Raw genomic sequence first — 15,367 nt, forward strand, 5'->3', positions numbered from 1 at the left:
AAGTGGGGGATGCGGCGTTTCATGAAGCCACCGTCTTCAAATAGACGACTGCCCGGCCGGTCAGCGTGGCGGGGATGGGAAGATTCAGCGCAGGGCCCAGCAACGGCGGAACCAAAGGCGAGCCCGCATAGTCGTAGGTCACCACCACGGCATAGCACGCATAGCCCGTGGCGGTACACGACGCCTGGCCGGTGACCTGGGTGGTGGCGCTGCAGTTCAGCGCCGGCTGAGGCAGCCAGGTCAGCGGCGCGCGGGCGACCTGGCAGGCCGCATCCTGCCTGGCCGCCAGCGTGCTCTGGTAGCGCAGCATCGCGCGCGCACCTTCGGAGGCCGCCAGCGTCAAGGTCTGCTGCGCCGTCATGATCAGGGCGTAGGTGACGATGGCGTAGAAGATCAGGAAGAAGACCGGAAAGATGATCGCGAACTCGATGGCCGTGGAGCCGCGCAGCCAGTGCCTGCCGACGGCTGCGCGGAAAGAGGGATGGGTTCGGACCATGGCGCACCTCCTGCTCGTGGATCAGCGTGCGCCACCGTTGGTGTCGCCTACGGAGGCGCCGAATCTGGCCGGGATCGGCTGCTTGAAGCTCTCCAGGTAGCGCCGGTAGCTGAGCGTGGCCACCTCGCCCGCGATCGGGCGCCGCGCGGGAGAGGCGTAGAGGCCGTCGCGCTGCAGATCCAGCAACGTGCGTGTGGCGTCGCCCACCAGCGGCCCCGGCTCGGGCGGGGAAGGAAACGCCCCGCCATGGGGGGCTGCCGCCGTGGCGACGTTGCCGGGGAAGGGCGTTTCGCCCTGGGCCGCGCAGTGTCCGGCCAGGCCGATGGTCATGGCGGCGCAGAATGCCAGTCGCGCAAAGGTGTGCATGGCGGGTCTCCTGTCGAGAACTTGGGCAGTCATGGGGTGCCTTGGATGCGCGCCGACATCCAGCCGGACGCCTTGAGCACCAGCGGCGCGCCGGCCGCCGCCTGCGGTGGGTCCTGCGCCGCGTCGGTGGCGGTTGCGCTCGCCGCCGTGGGCAGGTCCAGCCGCGCGGCCTCGCGTGCGATGGCGGCGCGTGTCGCCACCGGCAGGCGGCTTTCTTCCATCAACGTCTGGGCCAGCCCGGGCTTGCCTTCTGCCAGCAGCAGGAGGGCGATGTTGCCCAGCACCTTGGGGTTGTCCGGCTGCAACTGCTGGGCCTGCATCAAGGGCATGCGGGCGGCCTCCAAGCGCCCGGCGCGCAGCTGGGCATAGCCCAGATCGTTCAACAGCAGCGCATCGGTCGGCGTCTGGCGCCGGGCCGCTTCCAGCAGCTCGGCCGCCTGGGCGAAATCGCCACGCGCCGCCGCTATCAGGCCGCGACCATGGCTGGCCGCGGCCTGTTGCGGCGTGCCCGCGAGCTGCAGGTAGATCTTCTCGCTCTGCTCGGCTTGGCCGGTCTGGCGCAGTGCGTCCGCACGCAGTCGCTGCGAATCGGGCGAGCGCCCCCATTGCTGTTCGAGTGCATCGACATGGGCCAGCGATGCGAACCAGAGGCCATTCTGCTGCATGCGGTTGATCAGGGCCAGGTACGTCGTCTGGCTGTCGCGATACGGCGCGGCGTCCACGGGCGGCGTGTCTTCCGCGATGCGGGGCGGCGCGGCCACGCCGTAGCCGTTGGGCGTGCTGCTGCAGGCGGCCAGAACGAATGCCGGGACCAGGACGATGAGCGCGGAATTCTTCATTTCGCCATGGCTCCCAGCGAACGGACCACGGCCAGGAAGCCGGGGCCCGCGGTGATGATGATCAGCGAAGGCAGCAGCGTGAGCACCATCACGCCGGTCATCTTGACCGTGATGCGGCCTATGCGCTCCTTCATGTCCGAGCGCCGGCGCTCGCGCAGCCGCTCGCCGAATAGGCGCAACGGCTCCTGCACCGCGCCGCCGTGGCGGTCGGACTGCACCATCATGGCCACCAGGCTGGCCAGGTTCTCGTTGTCGTGCAGGTTGCCGAAGCGGCGCAGCGAGTGTTCGCGCGAGCGGCCCTGCTGGTAGTGGCGGTTGGCAATGGCCAGCTCCGGCGCCAGTACCTTGAGCACGGGTACGAATTCGTTGGCCACGATCTGCAGGCTCTGGTCCAGGCTCAGGCCCACGCCCTGCAGCAGGCGCAGAAGGTCCACGAACAAGGGCAGTTCCTGCGCGGCGCGCGCGCGCCGCCGCGCCGCCCGGCGTGCCAGCCACCACTTCGGCAGCATGAAGCCGATGCAGAGCAGTGAGGCGAGGATCAGAGAGCCCATGCTCAGGGAGGTCATGCCTGGCCAGAAAAGCCAGGTCAGCGCGGGCAGGAGGACGCAGAGAAGCACACGGGTGACCAGCAGCAGCAACTGCGTCCGGGCGGACGGCAGGCCGCACTGCTCTATCAGCCGACGGTCCTCGTCGGCCACCAGCAGCCGGCCCAGCCGGTGGTCCAGCCAATGCAGGGGCAGGCCCCGCTCCACGTCGGGCTCCCGGTCGGTCTCGAACGGGCCGACGACGCCCACGTTCCCCGCGGCCGCGGGGCCCGGCGCCTGCAGTCGATCGTCGATGGCATGGGCGATGCGAGCCGACGCGCGTCGCCGCTGCACTTCGCCCGCGATGAGATGGCCCGCCAGGAGCATCAGGCCGAGCGCCAGCAGCAATGCGCCGGCCATGATGAGTTGCTGCTCGTCCATGCCCGTCACTCCAGGCGTGCCAGGCGATACAGGAGAAAGCCCCCCAGCATCTGCAGCGCCAGGGCGCCCAGCAGCATGTACTGCCCGGCCGGGTCGTTCCACATGCGCACGAAGTAGGCGGCGTTGAGCGTCACGATGGCCGACCCGACCAGCAGCGGCAGCAGCCCCAGCACCCAGGCCGACAGACGCGTTTCCGAGGACAGGGCCAGCAGCTCATGCTCGGCCTGCGCACTGTCGCGCATGAAGTGGGACATGCGCTCGAGCAACTGGTCGGCCCGGCCGCCATAGCGCGTGCCCAGGCTCAGCACGGAGGCCAGCATGTGCATCTCCTCCAGCCGCATGTGTTTCGCGGTCTGCAGCAGTGCCTGGTCCAGGTCGGCGCCCACCCGGACACGGCGGTCCACGCTGTCGAGATGCAGCCGCAGTGGCGGCTTGGTGGCCTGGGACGCATACTGGTAGGCCGCATGGATCGAGTTGCCGACGCTCAGCAGATGCACCATGCAATCGAGGAAGTCCGGCAGTTGCGCCACGATCTTCTTGCGCATCTTCTGCAGCCGCTGCCATATGACGAAAACGGCCAGTGCCAGGGTGCCCGGGATGCTGAGCAGCAGGGCCACCGGGCCGCCCGCCGCCGCAGCGCCCGCCCAGACCAGTACCAGCAGGACCGCCGCGATACCGAGCCCCTTGACGGACACCACGCCCAGCAGCCACCCGGGCAGGGCGAGGTCGGCCCGGCGGGTCTTGCGCGACGCGGCAGGCGGCTCTTCCGCGCTGGCCGGGTCCGTGGGCGCGCTGCCGCCCCAGGAACCCCAGGCGGGACTGGCGTCGAGCGCCGCGACGTCGAGCTGGCGTTCCAGGTGCCGTACCACCTCCCGGCGGGACTGCCGGGTCTGCGCGCCTGCCCACAGCAGCAGGCCGGCGGCCGCGAGCAACAGCGCCAGAGCGGCCATGAAGAGGCTAAGCATGGCGCTCCCCGTTCTGGCGTTGCAGGGCCTGGCGGAATCGGGTCAGCTTGGGGGAGTGCGGCGCGATGCCCAGGGATACCCAGCGCTCGCGCTCCTCCCCCTGCGGGCCCTGGATTGCCTCGTGGCGGTACAGCTCCTGCATGGCCACCATGTTGTCGTTGACGCCCGTGACCTCGGTGATGGAGACGATGCGGCGCTGTCCGTTGGACAGCCGTCCTATCTGGAGGATGAAGTCCACCGCATTGGCGATCTGCCGGCGCAGGCTGACTTCGCTGCCCTGGTAGCCGGCGAACCCGGCCAGCATTTCCAGGCGGTACAGGCATTCGCGTGGAGAGCTGGCGTGGATCGTGCCCATCGAGCCGTCGTGGCCGGTGTTCATGGCCTGCATCATCTCGATGACTTCGGCGCCGCGCACTTCGCCCACGACGATGCGGTCCGGCCGCATGCGCAGGCTGTTGCGCAGCAGATCGCGGATGGAGATCACGCCGGCGCCGTCGAACCCGCCGGGCCGGCTCTCCAGCCGCACCACGTGCGGGTGGTTCAGCGAGAGTTCTGCGGTGTCCTCGATGGTGATGACCCGCTCGCTCTCCGGGATGAAGCTGGCCAGCGCATTGAGCAGCGAAGTCTTGCCCGAACTTGTGCCGCCACTCACCAGGATGTTGCAGCGGGCCTTCACCACCATCTCCAGCAACTGCGCCATGGCCGCGTCCAGGGTGCCGAGCTGCACCAGTTCGGCCGGGCGCAGCGGATCCTTGCGGAACTTGCGGATCGAGACCGAGGGGCCGCCCAGGACCAGCGGCTCTATCACCACATTGATGCGGCCGCCCTCGGGCAGGCGCGCGTCCACCATGGGGTTGGATTCGTCGAGACGGCGGCCGATCGGCGCCAGGATGCGGCGCACGATGCGCAGCAGATGCTCGTCGTCCGTGAAGCGCAAGGTCTCCCGCTGCAGGATGCCGCGCCGCGAGACATAGACATGCTTGTACCCGTTGATCAGGATGTCCTCCACCGCCGGGTCGCGCAGCAGATCCTCCAGCGGGCCGAAGCCGGCGAGTTCCTTGGTCAGCGCGTCGGCCACCAACTGGGTTTCGCTCTCGTTGATCGGCACGCGCTGCAGACGCACGAAGCTATCGAGTTCCAGTGCCACGAACTGGCCCACGGCGGCGCGGGACCAGCGTCCGAACTCGGCCCCCAGCTCCTCTATGCGGGTCAGCAGATGGTCATGCGCCCTGGCCTTGATGTCCTGGAACTGCTGCGACTCGGCAAACGCCTTGCGGGTGTCAGCGAACTCGATGTCAGGTGTCATGGGCGGTCTCTCCTCTGGCCTTTCCACCGGCCGGCGATCTGGGTCATGAAGGTGGACCAGCCGCGCCCCTGGGCGAGCGATGCGGTATCCGGCAAGGTCGGCAGCAGGCTCCTGGCGAGTCCGAAGACAGCCTGGGCGTAGGGGTCGGAGCGCCGCGATTCGACCAGCAGTTCACCCCGGCTGTTGGCGTCCAGCAATACCTGCGGGCGCGCCGGCAGCACATGGAAAGGCCCTATTCCCAGGCGCTGCGCAATGTCCCGCGCGGACAGCACGGCGTCAGGTTCGAAGCGATTGACGATCAGGCTCAGCCGGTCCTGCGGCACGCCGCTCTCGCGCAGGCGCTCGAGCAGAGCGGCGGTCGAGACGATCGCGCCAAGGCCCTGCTCGCAGACGACCCAGACCTGGTCGGCGTCGCGCGCCACCTGGGTCACGAAGTCGACCGCGGCGCAGCCGCCGAGGTCGGCGATCCGCAGCGCATAGAACTCGGCGAGCTTGCGCAGCAGCAACTGCACGTCGGCCAGCGATATCTCCCGGATCTGCGACAGCTTGGCCGGCAATGGCAGCACCGCAGCGCCCCCGGCATGCTGCGCCAGCGCGGTCTGCAGCAGCGTGCGGTCCAGGCGCTGCAGGTGCAGCACCCCGTCGACGAGGTGGAAGTCGCTTTGCAAATTGAGGTAGAGCAGCCCGTCGCGTTCGGGCAGGCCAAGGTCTAGCAGGACGGTGCCGCGCTGTGCGGCGGCCGGATCCGTCCTGCCCTGCTGCAGCTCCTGTGCGGCCACCGCGAGGTGGGTCGCCAGCGTGGTGGTGCCCAGCCCGCCCCGGGCGCCGACCAGCGCCAGCGTCATGCCGTCGCGCGGCGTGCCCGCCTGCTCGGCGCGCCGCTCGGTGAGCGCGCGCAAGGTGGGCGGCACATCGGCGGCCGGCGCTGCCATGTCGATGAATTCGAGCACCCCGGCGCGCAATGCCGCCAGCATGCTGGCCGGGTGGGTCGACAGGCCCAGGCCGATCACGGGAATCTGCGGCTGCTCCCGCCGCAGCAGCTCGAGCGTGGAGAAGAGCTGGTGCGGGTGCTCGGTCAGGAAGTCGATCAGCACTGTCCGAGGGCGCAGCGAAGCGGCGCGCTCCAGCAACACCAGCGGGTTGGGCGGCACCGGCTCTATTTCGCCATGACCCTCCATCGCGTCACAGAGCCAGCGGATGTGCGTGCCCGCATCCGAGACGAACAGGTGCACCGCATTGGCAGGGGCTGGCGGAATCGACATCGGCATCTACGCGACTCCCGTGCTCAGCGCGAGAAGCCCGGCAGCGCATCCTGCGCCGGGTTGCCGACGAAATAGGAACTCCAGCCGGGCGCCGCGCGCTGCTCCGCGTGTCCGGGCAGCATGCCTTCCAGCGGGGTGCCGCGTGCCAGCGGCTTGACCAGCCGCGGGGTGACGATGATCACCAGCTCCGTCTCCTTGCGCCGGAAGTTTTGGCGCTTGAAGAACGCGCCGAGGACCGGCAGGTCGCCCAGCATCGGGACCTTGTCCACGTTCGAGGTGGTGGTGCGGCTGACCAGCCCGCCGATGGCGAAGCTCTCGCCATCGCCCAGCTCCACGGTGGTGTCGGCGCGGCGCGTGGTGATGGCCGGCACGGACACCCCGTTGAGCGTGACGGCATTGGTGTAGTCCAGGTCACTGGCCTCGGGCGCCACCTTGAGCACGATGCGCTCGTCCGACAGCACCGTCGGCGTCAGGGATAGGCCAATGCCGAAGGGCTTGTAGATGATGCTCACGGTCCCCAGTCCCTGCGGCACCGGCACCGGGATTTCGCCGCCCGCGAGAAAGCTTGCGCTCTGGCCCGAGAGCGCCACCAGCGTCGGTGCCGCCAGCACCCGCGCCAGTCCGTTGCCCTCAAGCAGGCTCAGATTGACGCCGACTCCGGCCTTGCCGAAATTCAGCAGCAGGTTGAAAGCCTGCGCAAACGGGGACACTGATGACGCGTTGATCGTCCCGCCGGGGCCCAGGGTGGCGCTGGTCAGCGTGGTGGGGCTGAACACGCCAAAGTTGAACCCGTGGCTGTTGGGCCCCGTGCCCACGAGGTTCAGGCCGGCCTGCTGCAGGACGGTCTTGCTGAATTCCACCACCTGCACATCGACCTGCACCGTGTGGCTGGCCACGTTGATCTGGGTGCGGTCCAGCAGCAGCGCCTTCTCGCCTCGCGCGGCGGTGGCTTCCTGCAGGGCCTGGTGGTGTTCGGTCATGCCGGACAGTTCGCCGTCCAGCGTGTCGACCCGGCGGCGCACCTCCACGGCATAGAGCCGGGCCGCGGCCGCGCCTTTCTCCCACACCATCACCGTGGTGCTGCCGGGCGCCTTGCCAGTGACGAACAGCCGCGCGGCGGCCGAATTTCGGTTCTTGCGCGTGATGGCCACGCCCGCCACGGACTCATCGGCAATCGCGACCCGTTCCACCCCCGCCTCGAACAACCGCTCCTGCTGAGCGCCCACCAGCAGGGTCAGCGTTTCCCGCGGGACATCTGCAGGCCAGACCGGACGGGCCAGGCCCAGCAGCAGGCACATCAGCAGGGCAGGAAGGGGGCGCAGGGGCATGGTGATCCTCATTCGACGTTGCAATGGCATTTCAGTAGTGGGCCAATTCCTGCTTGTCGCCGCGTATGAATTCGACGGGCACGCGCTCCGTAGCGGGTGGCGCGCCCGCCGTCGCCCGGCGCGGCGTGGGGCGGGCGGCCGCATGCACCGGCACTGGCTGCGCCGCAGCCGCAGTCGCCGGGCGCTGTACGCCGCCGTCGACCAGGGCCGCGATGGCAAGGCCGGCCTGCGCCCGGTCCATGCCCTGCAGCGGCTCCGGCGGCGCTGCGCCCGGCCGCGCTGACACGGGTTGCAGCGCGGTGGGCAGGGCGGCGAACAGCGCGGGGTCCGGAAGCGATTCGTCCTGGGGGTTGCGCAGCGCCAGCAGCAGCCGGCCGCTGGCTTCTCCGAGCGCCAGGCGGTCCACGTCCTCCACCGGCACGGCCAGCACGGCCGTGCGCGCCTGGGCCGCGCGCTGCTGTCGCGCCCCTGCGCCCTTGGCATTGGGGTCGGCTTCATCCGGGCCGTCCAGCGAGGCCTCGCCGTAGGCCAGCACCCTCTTTTTCGCCAGCAACAGGCGCGCCTGGCTACGGTCGATTTCGCCGTTGTCGCGCTTGAGCACGAAGAACACGTCCACCATGTCGCCCGGCTGCACGCGATGGCCGACGGCATTGGCCTCGTCCACCTTGACCGCCACCGCGCGCTCGCCCTGCGCCACCCGCAGCGCCAGACCCGTGGCGAGCTGTGGCACCAGGACTGGTGCGCCGGCCCCGAGGTCCAGCACCGGTACCCGGCCCACCGCCGCGGCCATGGCATGGAAGGCGCCCTCGGGGTCCATGGGCAGCGACTCCACGCGCAGGTCGGCCTCTTCCAGCGGCTTGCCCGCTGGTACGGCGCGGCTCGTGACCACGATCGGCTTGAGCGCCGCGGGTGGCGCCGCGACCGTGCTCGCTGCGGCTGCCGGTGGGGGCGGCGCGGGGTGCCTGCCCAGGTACCAGGCATAGCCGCCGAGCGCCAAGCCGATCACGATCAGCAGAATGGCGGCGATCTTGGTGAAGTTGCCCATATGGGATGTCCTGCCGCGGTTGCGTGGTTGCGAAGTGGTTCAGATGCCGGAGGTGCTGCAGGCCGCCAGCGCGGGCGCAACGGAGCCGAGCCGCTCCGACGCCATCAACCGATCCGATGGCGCGCGTGCTGCGACCGGGCGCTGCGCCACCGGCTTGCCCCGGGCGCCGGGGTGCTGCTCGGCCAGGGCGGACCCGGCGCTGACGATGGCATACAGCGCCACGAGGCAGGCTGGCGACAACAGCGCCAGCTCGAGGGCGGTGGTGCCGCTGCGCGGGGCATCATGGTGTGGCCGGTGAGCGTTAGCCGGCGCTCGCATGCATGTCTTCAACATCGGATCCTCCGGCGAGGCTCGGCACCCCGCGTTTGTCTTCATCGCGTCACCATGACCGCCATGGCGGCCATGGCCAGGTAGGCTGCATAAGGAATGCAGCGGCGCGGGGCCTGATCGGCGCCCGGCGTATCAGCCGGCCCGCGCTGTCCCTCCAGCGCACGCTGCAGTAATGGCGGCAGGGGGTGACGCCGTAACGCGACCCACGCCAGCGCATGCAGCGCCGCCAGCAGGCTGGCCAGGCACCAGATCGGCAGCAAGGGTTGCACACCGAACCAGAGCCCCAGCACGCCTGCGAACTTCACGTCGCCTGCGCCCATCCAGCCCAGCGGGTAGAAGGGCAGCAGGCAAAAGAAGCCCACCAACATTCCCGCCAGCGCCTGCCAGGGGCCGACGCCCAGCGGCTGATGAACCCCGGGCAGCAGCGCCGCCGCTCCGGCCAGGAGCCCCGCCAGCACCAGGCGGTTGGGCACGCGCCGCCGGCGCCAGTCGTGGACCCATACGGCCAGCAACAGCAGCAGCAGGCATGCTCGCGCCGCCCACGGCATTACGTTGGCACTAGCGTTTTGAGCTTGTCGCCGATGCCTTTGAAAAAGGTGCTGAGGTCCGTGCCAAGCGCCGTCAGCGAGGCGACGAGCGCCACTGCTATCAATCCAGCAATAAGCGCATATTCAATGGCGGTTGCGCCTTCTTCGTCGCGGAGTAAGTCGGAGATAAACGTGCTCATGGAAACTCCTTTGGGAAATAATGGAAAAAATCCCACCCTGCCACTCATTCGATGGAAATCAATGGAAATTCGAAACGAATAAGGATGAATATGTTCTGTGATCTTCGATCTGCAGTACACGGTGTTTGCATGTCTATTCTTCCACCACCGTTGTATCCATGGTAACCAAATTCAACAGACGCTGGAAAGAACCCTATGGCCTCCGGGTTTTGCGCGGATGCGGCAGCCGGCCAAATGGTGTGGCTTCATTGCTAATCGCGTTACGGCGTTACGGGTAACATTTGAATAATGCTACGTAACGGGAACATGGAAACCACTGATTGAATAAAAGGATTTCCCTGCAGGTCCGGGGAAAATCGGGCAAACGACTTTGTCCAGGCTCTGGCACGAAAATTTCCAGCCGACGCCGCGATTGCCATCCACTCTAGGATGCAGGAGGGGGACGCGCGAATTACAGGGGATTACGCCGCGCGGCCGGGGTGGCAGTGGGGGGGGGTTACGCCACCACGACGAGCTACGAGTTGCAGTGACGTGCGCGGCGATGGGAACGTACAGGCGCGAGCGGCGGCGGCGGACGCTCGGATGGCGCGCCGGCCGGTTCGGGGCTGGCAGGCGCGGGCTTGGGGGCGCTCAGCGCCTGGCGGCGCCGGTGGCCTCGGCGATGGCCTTGGCGCGTTCGAGCTTGGCGCGCAGCGCGGCATTGCCGGGGTCGAGGTCGGCCCCGCGCGCGTAGGAGGCGCGGGCGAGCTGGATGTAGACGTTGCCCAGGTTCTCGTACGCCGTGGCATACGAGGGGTTGAGGCGCACCGCCGATTCCAGCGACGCCAGCGCGCTGCTCCACTGGCCTTCGGCGGCCTGCAGCACGGCCAGGTTGTTGAACGGCTCGGCCAGGCTGGGGTAGTCCTGCGTCAGTTGCTGGAGGGTGGCGATGGCCTCCGCGCGCTGGCCCAGCTCGCTCAGCAGCGTTCCCTTCAGAAAGCGCATCTGCGGGTCGCGCGGCCGCGATTCGAGGAACGTGTTGGCCCTGGCCAGTGCGGCCGCAGGGTTGCCCGCCTGCAGCAGCGCCTCCACGTCCTCGTAGTCCGTTGCCCATGCCGGGGACAGATGCAGGGCCGCGAACAAGGCGGCGGCGGGGAGGGCACGGAGCGCGAGAAGGCGGACGGTTTTCATGCAGGTATTTCCTCGTTCACGGCGACTGTACCGCGCCCATGCGCGCCACGATGACCGCGGAGCGGCTGGCCACGTAGGCCGAATCGGGCCGCTTCTCGAAGTAGCGCGGCCGCGGCAGCATCACGGCCAGCCGCGCCGCCTCGGCGGCAGACAGCCGCGCAGCGGGCTTGCCGTAGTAGCGCTGCGCGGCGGCTTCGGCGCCGAACACGCCTTCGCCCCACTCCACGCTGTTGAGGTAGAGCTCGAGGATGCGCCGCTTGGAAAGAAAGGCTTCCAGCCACTGCGCCAGCACCAGTTCCTGTCCCTTGCGCAGCAGCGTGCGCTCGCCCGAGAGCAGCAGGTTCTTGGCCAGTTGCTGGGTGATGGTGGAGCCGCCCCTGATGCGCGGCTCGCGCACCGCAGCGCGGCGTGCGGCGCGCTCGTTCCCGTGCCAGGCCTGGCGGATGGCGTCCCAGTCGACGCCGCCGTGGGTGGCAAAGCCCGCATCCTCCGATGCGATCACGGCGCGCTTGAGGGTGTCGGGCAGCTCGGCATAGGGCACCCAGGCCTGGCGCCAGCGGCCCAGCCGGCCTTGCTGCTCCGCGCGCCAGGCCTCGGAGCGCTGGAACGCGGTGGACTCCGGCGCCAGCACGGCCATGGCGGCGATGCGCGCCACGAAGAACAACTGCAGCAGCACGGCCGCCAGGGCGACCAGCCCGAGCCAGCGGGCGGCTGCCTTCATACGAGGCTTCGGAGTTCGGCCAGCACTTCGGCGGCGGGCGGCTGCACGCCGCGCCAGAAGCGGAAGGACTCGGCCGCCTGTTCCACCAGCATGCCCAGGCCATCGCGCGCGACGGCGCCGTGGCGTGCGGCCCATTCGAGAAAGGGCTGCGCAGCGGACCCGTACATCATGTCCACGGCCAGCGCACCGGGGCGCAGCACCTGCGCCGGCACCGGGATGCCGCCGCCGCTCAGGCTGCTGGCGGTGGCGTTGACGACGATGTCGAAGGGCTCGGCCAGCGCCGCGGTCTGCGCCGCCTGCAGCGCCACGCCGGCAGCGCGCGCCCAGTCGGCATGGCGCGCCACCAGTTCCTCGGCCCGGGCATGGGTGCGGTTGGCCAGCACCACGCGCGTGGGGCCCGCGCTGATCAGCGGGCCCAGCACGCCGGCTGCGGCGCCGCCCGCGCCCACCAGCAGCAGCCGCCGGCCGCGGATCGGCACGCCGGCGTTGCGCTCGATGTCGACGACCAGCCCGGCGCCGTCGGTGTTGTCGGCGTGCAGGCCGTCGGCGTCCAAGCGCAGCGTGTTGGCCGCGCCGGCGAGCCGGGCCCGCTCGGTCAGGCACTGCGCCAGCGCGGCGGCCTCGAACTTGAAGGGCACGGTGACGTTGCAGCCGCGCCCGCCTTCGGCCATGAAGGCGCGCACGCCCTCGGCAAAGCCGTCCAGCGGCACCAGCAGGCGCTCGTACGTGAGCGCCTGGCCGGTCAGCGCGGCAAAGCGCGCATGGATCCAGGGCGAGCGGCTGTGCGCCACGGGGTTGCCGACCACGCAATAGCGGTCCTGGAGGGGGGAGGCATCAGCGGACATTGGTTTCGAGCGTGGCGTCGCGGGTGAATTTGAAGCGCGAGACCACGGCGATCTGGTCGGCCTTGGCGCGCATGGCGGCGTCGAAGGCGCCGAACGGCCCGGCGCTGCGCGCGATGGCCTCGGCCCTGCGGTCGAGCACGGTGCTGCCCGAGCCCTGCACCACCTCGGTGGCCAGCACCGAGCCGTCGTGGTTCACGGTGATGACCATGGTCAGCTCGCCGTACAGCTTCTTGCCGCCGGCTTCGGGGAAATGGGTGGTGCCGCGGTCTTCCACCCGGCGGCGCAGGTGCTCGTAGTAGATGGCGTAGACCGCCTCGCGCGTGGCCGGGCTCACGTAGCGCTTGCGCGGGCGGGCGTTCTCTTCGTTGATGCGGCGTTCGATCTCGGCCAGCAGCTTGACCAGTTGGCGCCGCTTTTCCTCCTGGGCCTGGCGCTCGGGCGAGGCGTCGGCGCGGCGCGGGTCGGGCAGCGGCAGCGAGGCGATCTGCTGGCGGATCTGCGCCAGCAGCTGCATCTGCTGCGCCTGCATCGCATCGAGCTGGCGCTGCGATTCCTCGAAGCTCTCGCCCATGCTGGTGAAGGCCGAGTACGGCAGCGGCGAGGTGGCGCGCCCCGAGGCGGCCTCCCCGCCGCCGGCGAGCGAGGCCTGGGCGATGGCCTGGGCCTTCTCCGGCGCCTCGCTGGAGCGGGCGTTGACCAGCACCACCTCCAGCGGCGTGTACTGGAACATGCGGTCGAAGGCCTGCGGGGCGACGAAGCGCACCGCCAGCAGCGCCGCATGCGCGGCCACCGAAAGGCCGAGCGCGATCTTCAGCGGCGACAGCGAGGCGGTCAGGGCGCGGAGATTCACGGCGGCAGGCGAGCGCGGCGTTCTCAGGGGTTGGCGACGGGCGGCGTTTCGGCTTCGTTCACGTCCACCGCGATGGCCAGCGGGCCGGCCACGGTGTCGTCCTCGTCCTCGGCGTTCTCATCGCCGGCGTCCGTTGCGGCCGCCTCGGCATCGAGCCGCTCGAGCACCGTGCCGTGCACGTCGAGCGCGATGGCATCGACCTCGCCCAGGCGCACCCGCACCCGCGCGCCGCGCGGCAGGCCCTGGGCGCCGAACACCGGCAGCACCAGCGGCAGGCTGTCGGCGCGCACCAGCACGCCGCCGCCGGGCAGGTTGTCCTTGACCACGGCGGCTTCTATCTCGGTGATGCCGTTCTGCTCCAGGTACTTGAGCGTCCAGAAGCGCTCCATGCCGCCCTGGTGCGCGTTGTAGGCGGCGTAGGCGGCGTCGAAGCCGGAGATGATGGAGAACAGCTCCGCGTCCTTGGGCTTGAACGGCGCGGCCAGCGCGGCGGTGCGGCCATGGCGCGCGGCGGCAATGATCTGCCACTGGTTCACCAGGTCGGTGTAGCGGCGCAGCGGCGAGGTGCTCCAGGCGTAGCTCTTCACGCCGATGCCCGCATGCGGCAGCGCCTTGGTGCCCATGCGCACCTTGACGCCGGGCGCCATGCTGGCCTGGCTGCGGTAGATGCCGGGCACGCCCAGCTCGCCGAGCCAGTTGCCCCAGGTGCTGTTGGCCAGGATCATGGCCTCGGCCACGATCAGGTCCAGCGGCGCGCCGCGGCGCCGCGTGGTGATCTGCACCTGCTCGTCGCCGCGCGGTTCGTCGCCCACGGTGCCGAGCAGCCGGAAGTTGTAGTCGGGCCGGTTGAAGGTCTCGGGCTTGCCGCGCACCAGCTCGCGCCGGGCCTTCAGCTCCAAGGCCAATCGGTATAAAAATGATAGCGAATATCCAAGGTCGGATATGGGCTTGAGCGGGTTCTGGCTCCTGAAATCGGCGTCGGTGAGCCATTGCTCGGTGATGACGTCGTCGAGCTGGTCATGGCGCAGGTTGGCGACGATCGGCACGCGCTCGATCCGGGTCTGGCTGGCGCGGATCTCCAGCGTGGCCTCGTCCAGCGTGACATACAGCGACACGGCCGGCCGCGCCTCGCCCGCGCCCAGCGTGTAGCGCTGCACCACCTCGTCGGGCAGCATGGTGATCTTGTGGCCCGGCATGTAGACGGTGGACAGCCGCTGGCGCGCCACCTGGTCGATGGCGTCGCCCGGCGCCAGCACCAGCCCCGGCGCGGCGATGTGGATGCCGACCGTGACGGTGCCCGTGCCCAGGCCCTGCACCGACAGCGCATCGTCGATCTCGGTGGTCTGCGAGTCGTCGATGGAGAAGGCCTGCACGCCCTCGGCCAGCGGCAGGTCCTCGGCAATCGCCGGCGCCGTGAGCGCGGGGAAGCCCGTGCCCTTGGGGAAGTTCTCGAACAGGAAGCGCTTCCAGTGGAACTGGTAGGCCGAGTCGATGGCGCCGGCCTTGCGCAGCAGCTCCAGCGGTGCGGTCTGGGTGGCGCGCGAGGCGTCCACCACGGCCTTGTACTCGGGCGCGTTCTTGTCCGGCTTGAACAGGATCTTGTAGAGCTGCTCGCGGATCGGCTGCGGGCATTGGCCCTGGCCGAGCGCAGTGGCCCAGTCGGCGATCTGCTGCTGCAGCAGCTTCTTCTTCTCGATCGCGGCCAGCGCCTGCTGGACGATCTCCGCCGGCGCCTTGCGGAAGCGGCCCTTGCCGGCGCGGCGGAAGTAGTGCGGCGCCTCGAACAGCCGCAGCAGCATGGCCGCCTGCTGGCCCAGCGTGGCGTTGGCGCTGAAATAGTCGCGCGCCAGATCGACGAAGCCGAATTCTTCTTCCGGGGCGAACTCCCAGGCCATCTCCAGCTCGATCCCGGCTGCGCCGGCCTGGGCCTCGGCCAGCATGGCCGCCGGCTGGGGCTTCTCGAACTTCAGCAGGATGTTGGCCGACTTGACCCTGACCCGCTTGCCGGAGTCGAGTTCCACCTGCGCCGAGGACTCCGCCTCGGACAACACACGGCCGGCCATGAACTTGCCGGCTTCTTCGAACAGTACATACATGGGGCGGGATTCTCCCATCCCGGCGATGGCGGGCTTCGGCGCGCCGCTGGTGAAAG

At 69.6% G+C, this 15,367-nt stretch carries 17 protein-coding genes; all 17 read right to left on the minus strand.

Annotated elements, in window-relative coordinates; all coding sequences use genetic code 11:
• Nucleotides 1-19: 19 nt before the first annotated feature.
• Nucleotides 20-496 carry a TadE/TadG family type IV pilus assembly protein gene (locus tag JHD63_RS06960; protein ID WP_198970024.1) on the minus strand — a complete coding sequence of 159 codons (477 nt, stop codon included), beginning with the start codon at nt 494-496 and terminating at the stop codon, nt 20-22.
• A gap of 21 nt (nt 497-517) precedes the next feature.
• A complete protein-coding gene (locus tag JHD63_RS06965; RefSeq protein WP_198970025.1) occupies nt 518-862 on the minus strand; it encodes a DUF3613 domain-containing protein in 345 nt (114 codons plus the stop codon).
• A 29-nt stretch (nt 863-891) separates the two neighbouring features.
• Complete coding sequence (locus JHD63_RS06970; protein WP_198970026.1) at nt 892-1,701, minus strand: tetratricopeptide repeat protein; 810 nt, start codon at nt 1,699-1,701, stop codon at nt 892-894.
• Nucleotides 1,698-2,666: a type II secretion system F family protein gene (locus tag JHD63_RS06975; protein WP_198970027.1), complete on the minus strand. Its 969-nt coding sequence runs from the start codon at nt 2,664-2,666 to the stop codon at nt 1,698-1,700. The genes JHD63_RS06970 and JHD63_RS06975 overlap by 4 nt, the downstream gene beginning before the upstream one ends.
• A gap of 5 nt (nt 2,667-2,671) precedes the next feature.
• Nucleotides 2,672-3,631, minus strand: coding sequence for a type II secretion system F family protein (locus JHD63_RS06980; RefSeq protein WP_198970028.1), 960 nt, complete (start codon nt 3,629-3,631; stop codon nt 2,672-2,674).
• Nucleotides 3,624-4,937: a CpaF family protein gene (locus JHD63_RS06985; RefSeq protein ID WP_198970029.1), complete on the minus strand. Its 1,314-nt coding sequence runs from the start codon at nt 4,935-4,937 to the stop codon at nt 3,624-3,626. The genes JHD63_RS06980 and JHD63_RS06985 overlap by 8 nt, the downstream gene beginning before the upstream one ends.
• Nucleotides 4,934-6,205, minus strand: coding sequence for an AAA family ATPase (locus tag JHD63_RS06990; RefSeq protein ID WP_198970030.1), 1,272 nt, complete (start codon nt 6,203-6,205; stop codon nt 4,934-4,936). The genes JHD63_RS06985 and JHD63_RS06990 overlap by 4 nt, the downstream gene beginning before the upstream one ends.
• A 17-nt stretch (nt 6,206-6,222) precedes the next feature.
• Nucleotides 6,223-7,527 (minus strand): type II and III secretion system protein family protein, encoded by a 1,305-nt coding sequence (locus JHD63_RS06995; protein WP_233167743.1) that lies wholly within the window; start codon nt 7,525-7,527, stop codon nt 6,223-6,225.
• A gap of 31 nt (nt 7,528-7,558) precedes the next feature.
• On the minus strand, nt 7,559-8,572 hold the full coding sequence (gene cpaB / locus JHD63_RS07000; protein ID WP_198970032.1) for a Flp pilus assembly protein CpaB: 1,014 nt from the start codon (nt 8,570-8,572) through the stop codon (nt 7,559-7,561).
• A 39-nt stretch (nt 8,573-8,611) separates the two neighbouring features.
• Nucleotides 8,612-8,890 (minus strand): hypothetical protein, encoded by a 279-nt coding sequence (locus tag JHD63_RS07005; protein WP_198970033.1) that lies wholly within the window; start codon nt 8,888-8,890, stop codon nt 8,612-8,614.
• Nucleotides 8,891-8,943: 53 nt separating this feature from the next.
• Nucleotides 8,944-9,450, minus strand: a complete 507-nt coding sequence (locus JHD63_RS07010) for an A24 family peptidase (protein ID WP_198970034.1) — start codon at nt 9,448-9,450, stop codon at nt 8,944-8,946.
• Nucleotides 9,450-9,629 (minus strand): Flp family type IVb pilin, encoded by a 180-nt coding sequence (locus JHD63_RS07015; RefSeq protein ID WP_198970035.1) that lies wholly within the window; start codon nt 9,627-9,629, stop codon nt 9,450-9,452. The genes JHD63_RS07010 and JHD63_RS07015 overlap by 1 nt, the downstream gene beginning before the upstream one ends.
• A gap of 630 nt (nt 9,630-10,259) precedes the next feature.
• The gene (locus tag JHD63_RS07020; protein WP_198970036.1) at nt 10,260-10,799 is read right to left on the minus strand and encodes a tetratricopeptide repeat protein; all 540 of its coding nucleotides are present in this window, start codon (nt 10,797-10,799) and stop codon (nt 10,260-10,262) included.
• Between the two features lie 16 nt (nt 10,800-10,815).
• Nucleotides 10,816-11,520 (minus strand): monofunctional biosynthetic peptidoglycan transglycosylase, encoded by a 705-nt coding sequence (mtgA, locus tag JHD63_RS07025; protein WP_198970037.1) that lies wholly within the window; start codon nt 11,518-11,520, stop codon nt 10,816-10,818.
• Nucleotides 11,517-12,365 carry a shikimate dehydrogenase gene (gene aroE / locus JHD63_RS07030; RefSeq protein WP_198970038.1) on the minus strand — a complete coding sequence of 283 codons (849 nt, stop codon included), beginning with the start codon at nt 12,363-12,365 and terminating at the stop codon, nt 11,517-11,519. Before aroE ends, mtgA begins: the two co-directional genes overlap by 4 nt.
• A complete protein-coding gene (locus JHD63_RS07035; protein WP_198970039.1) occupies nt 12,355-13,215 on the minus strand; it encodes an energy transducer TonB in 861 nt (286 codons plus the stop codon). The genes aroE and JHD63_RS07035 overlap by 11 nt, the downstream gene beginning before the upstream one ends.
• Before the next feature lie 23 nt (nt 13,216-13,238).
• Complete coding sequence (locus JHD63_RS07040; RefSeq protein ID WP_198970040.1) at nt 13,239-15,311, minus strand: RNB domain-containing ribonuclease; 2,073 nt, start codon at nt 15,309-15,311, stop codon at nt 13,239-13,241.
• Between the last annotated feature and the right edge of the window lie 56 nt (nt 15,312-15,367).

The sequence above is a fragment of the Xylophilus sp. ASV27 genome (assembly GCF_016428875.1).
In the GTDB taxonomy this organism is placed as follows: Bacteria; Pseudomonadota; Gammaproteobacteria; order Burkholderiales; family Burkholderiaceae_C; genus Xylophilus.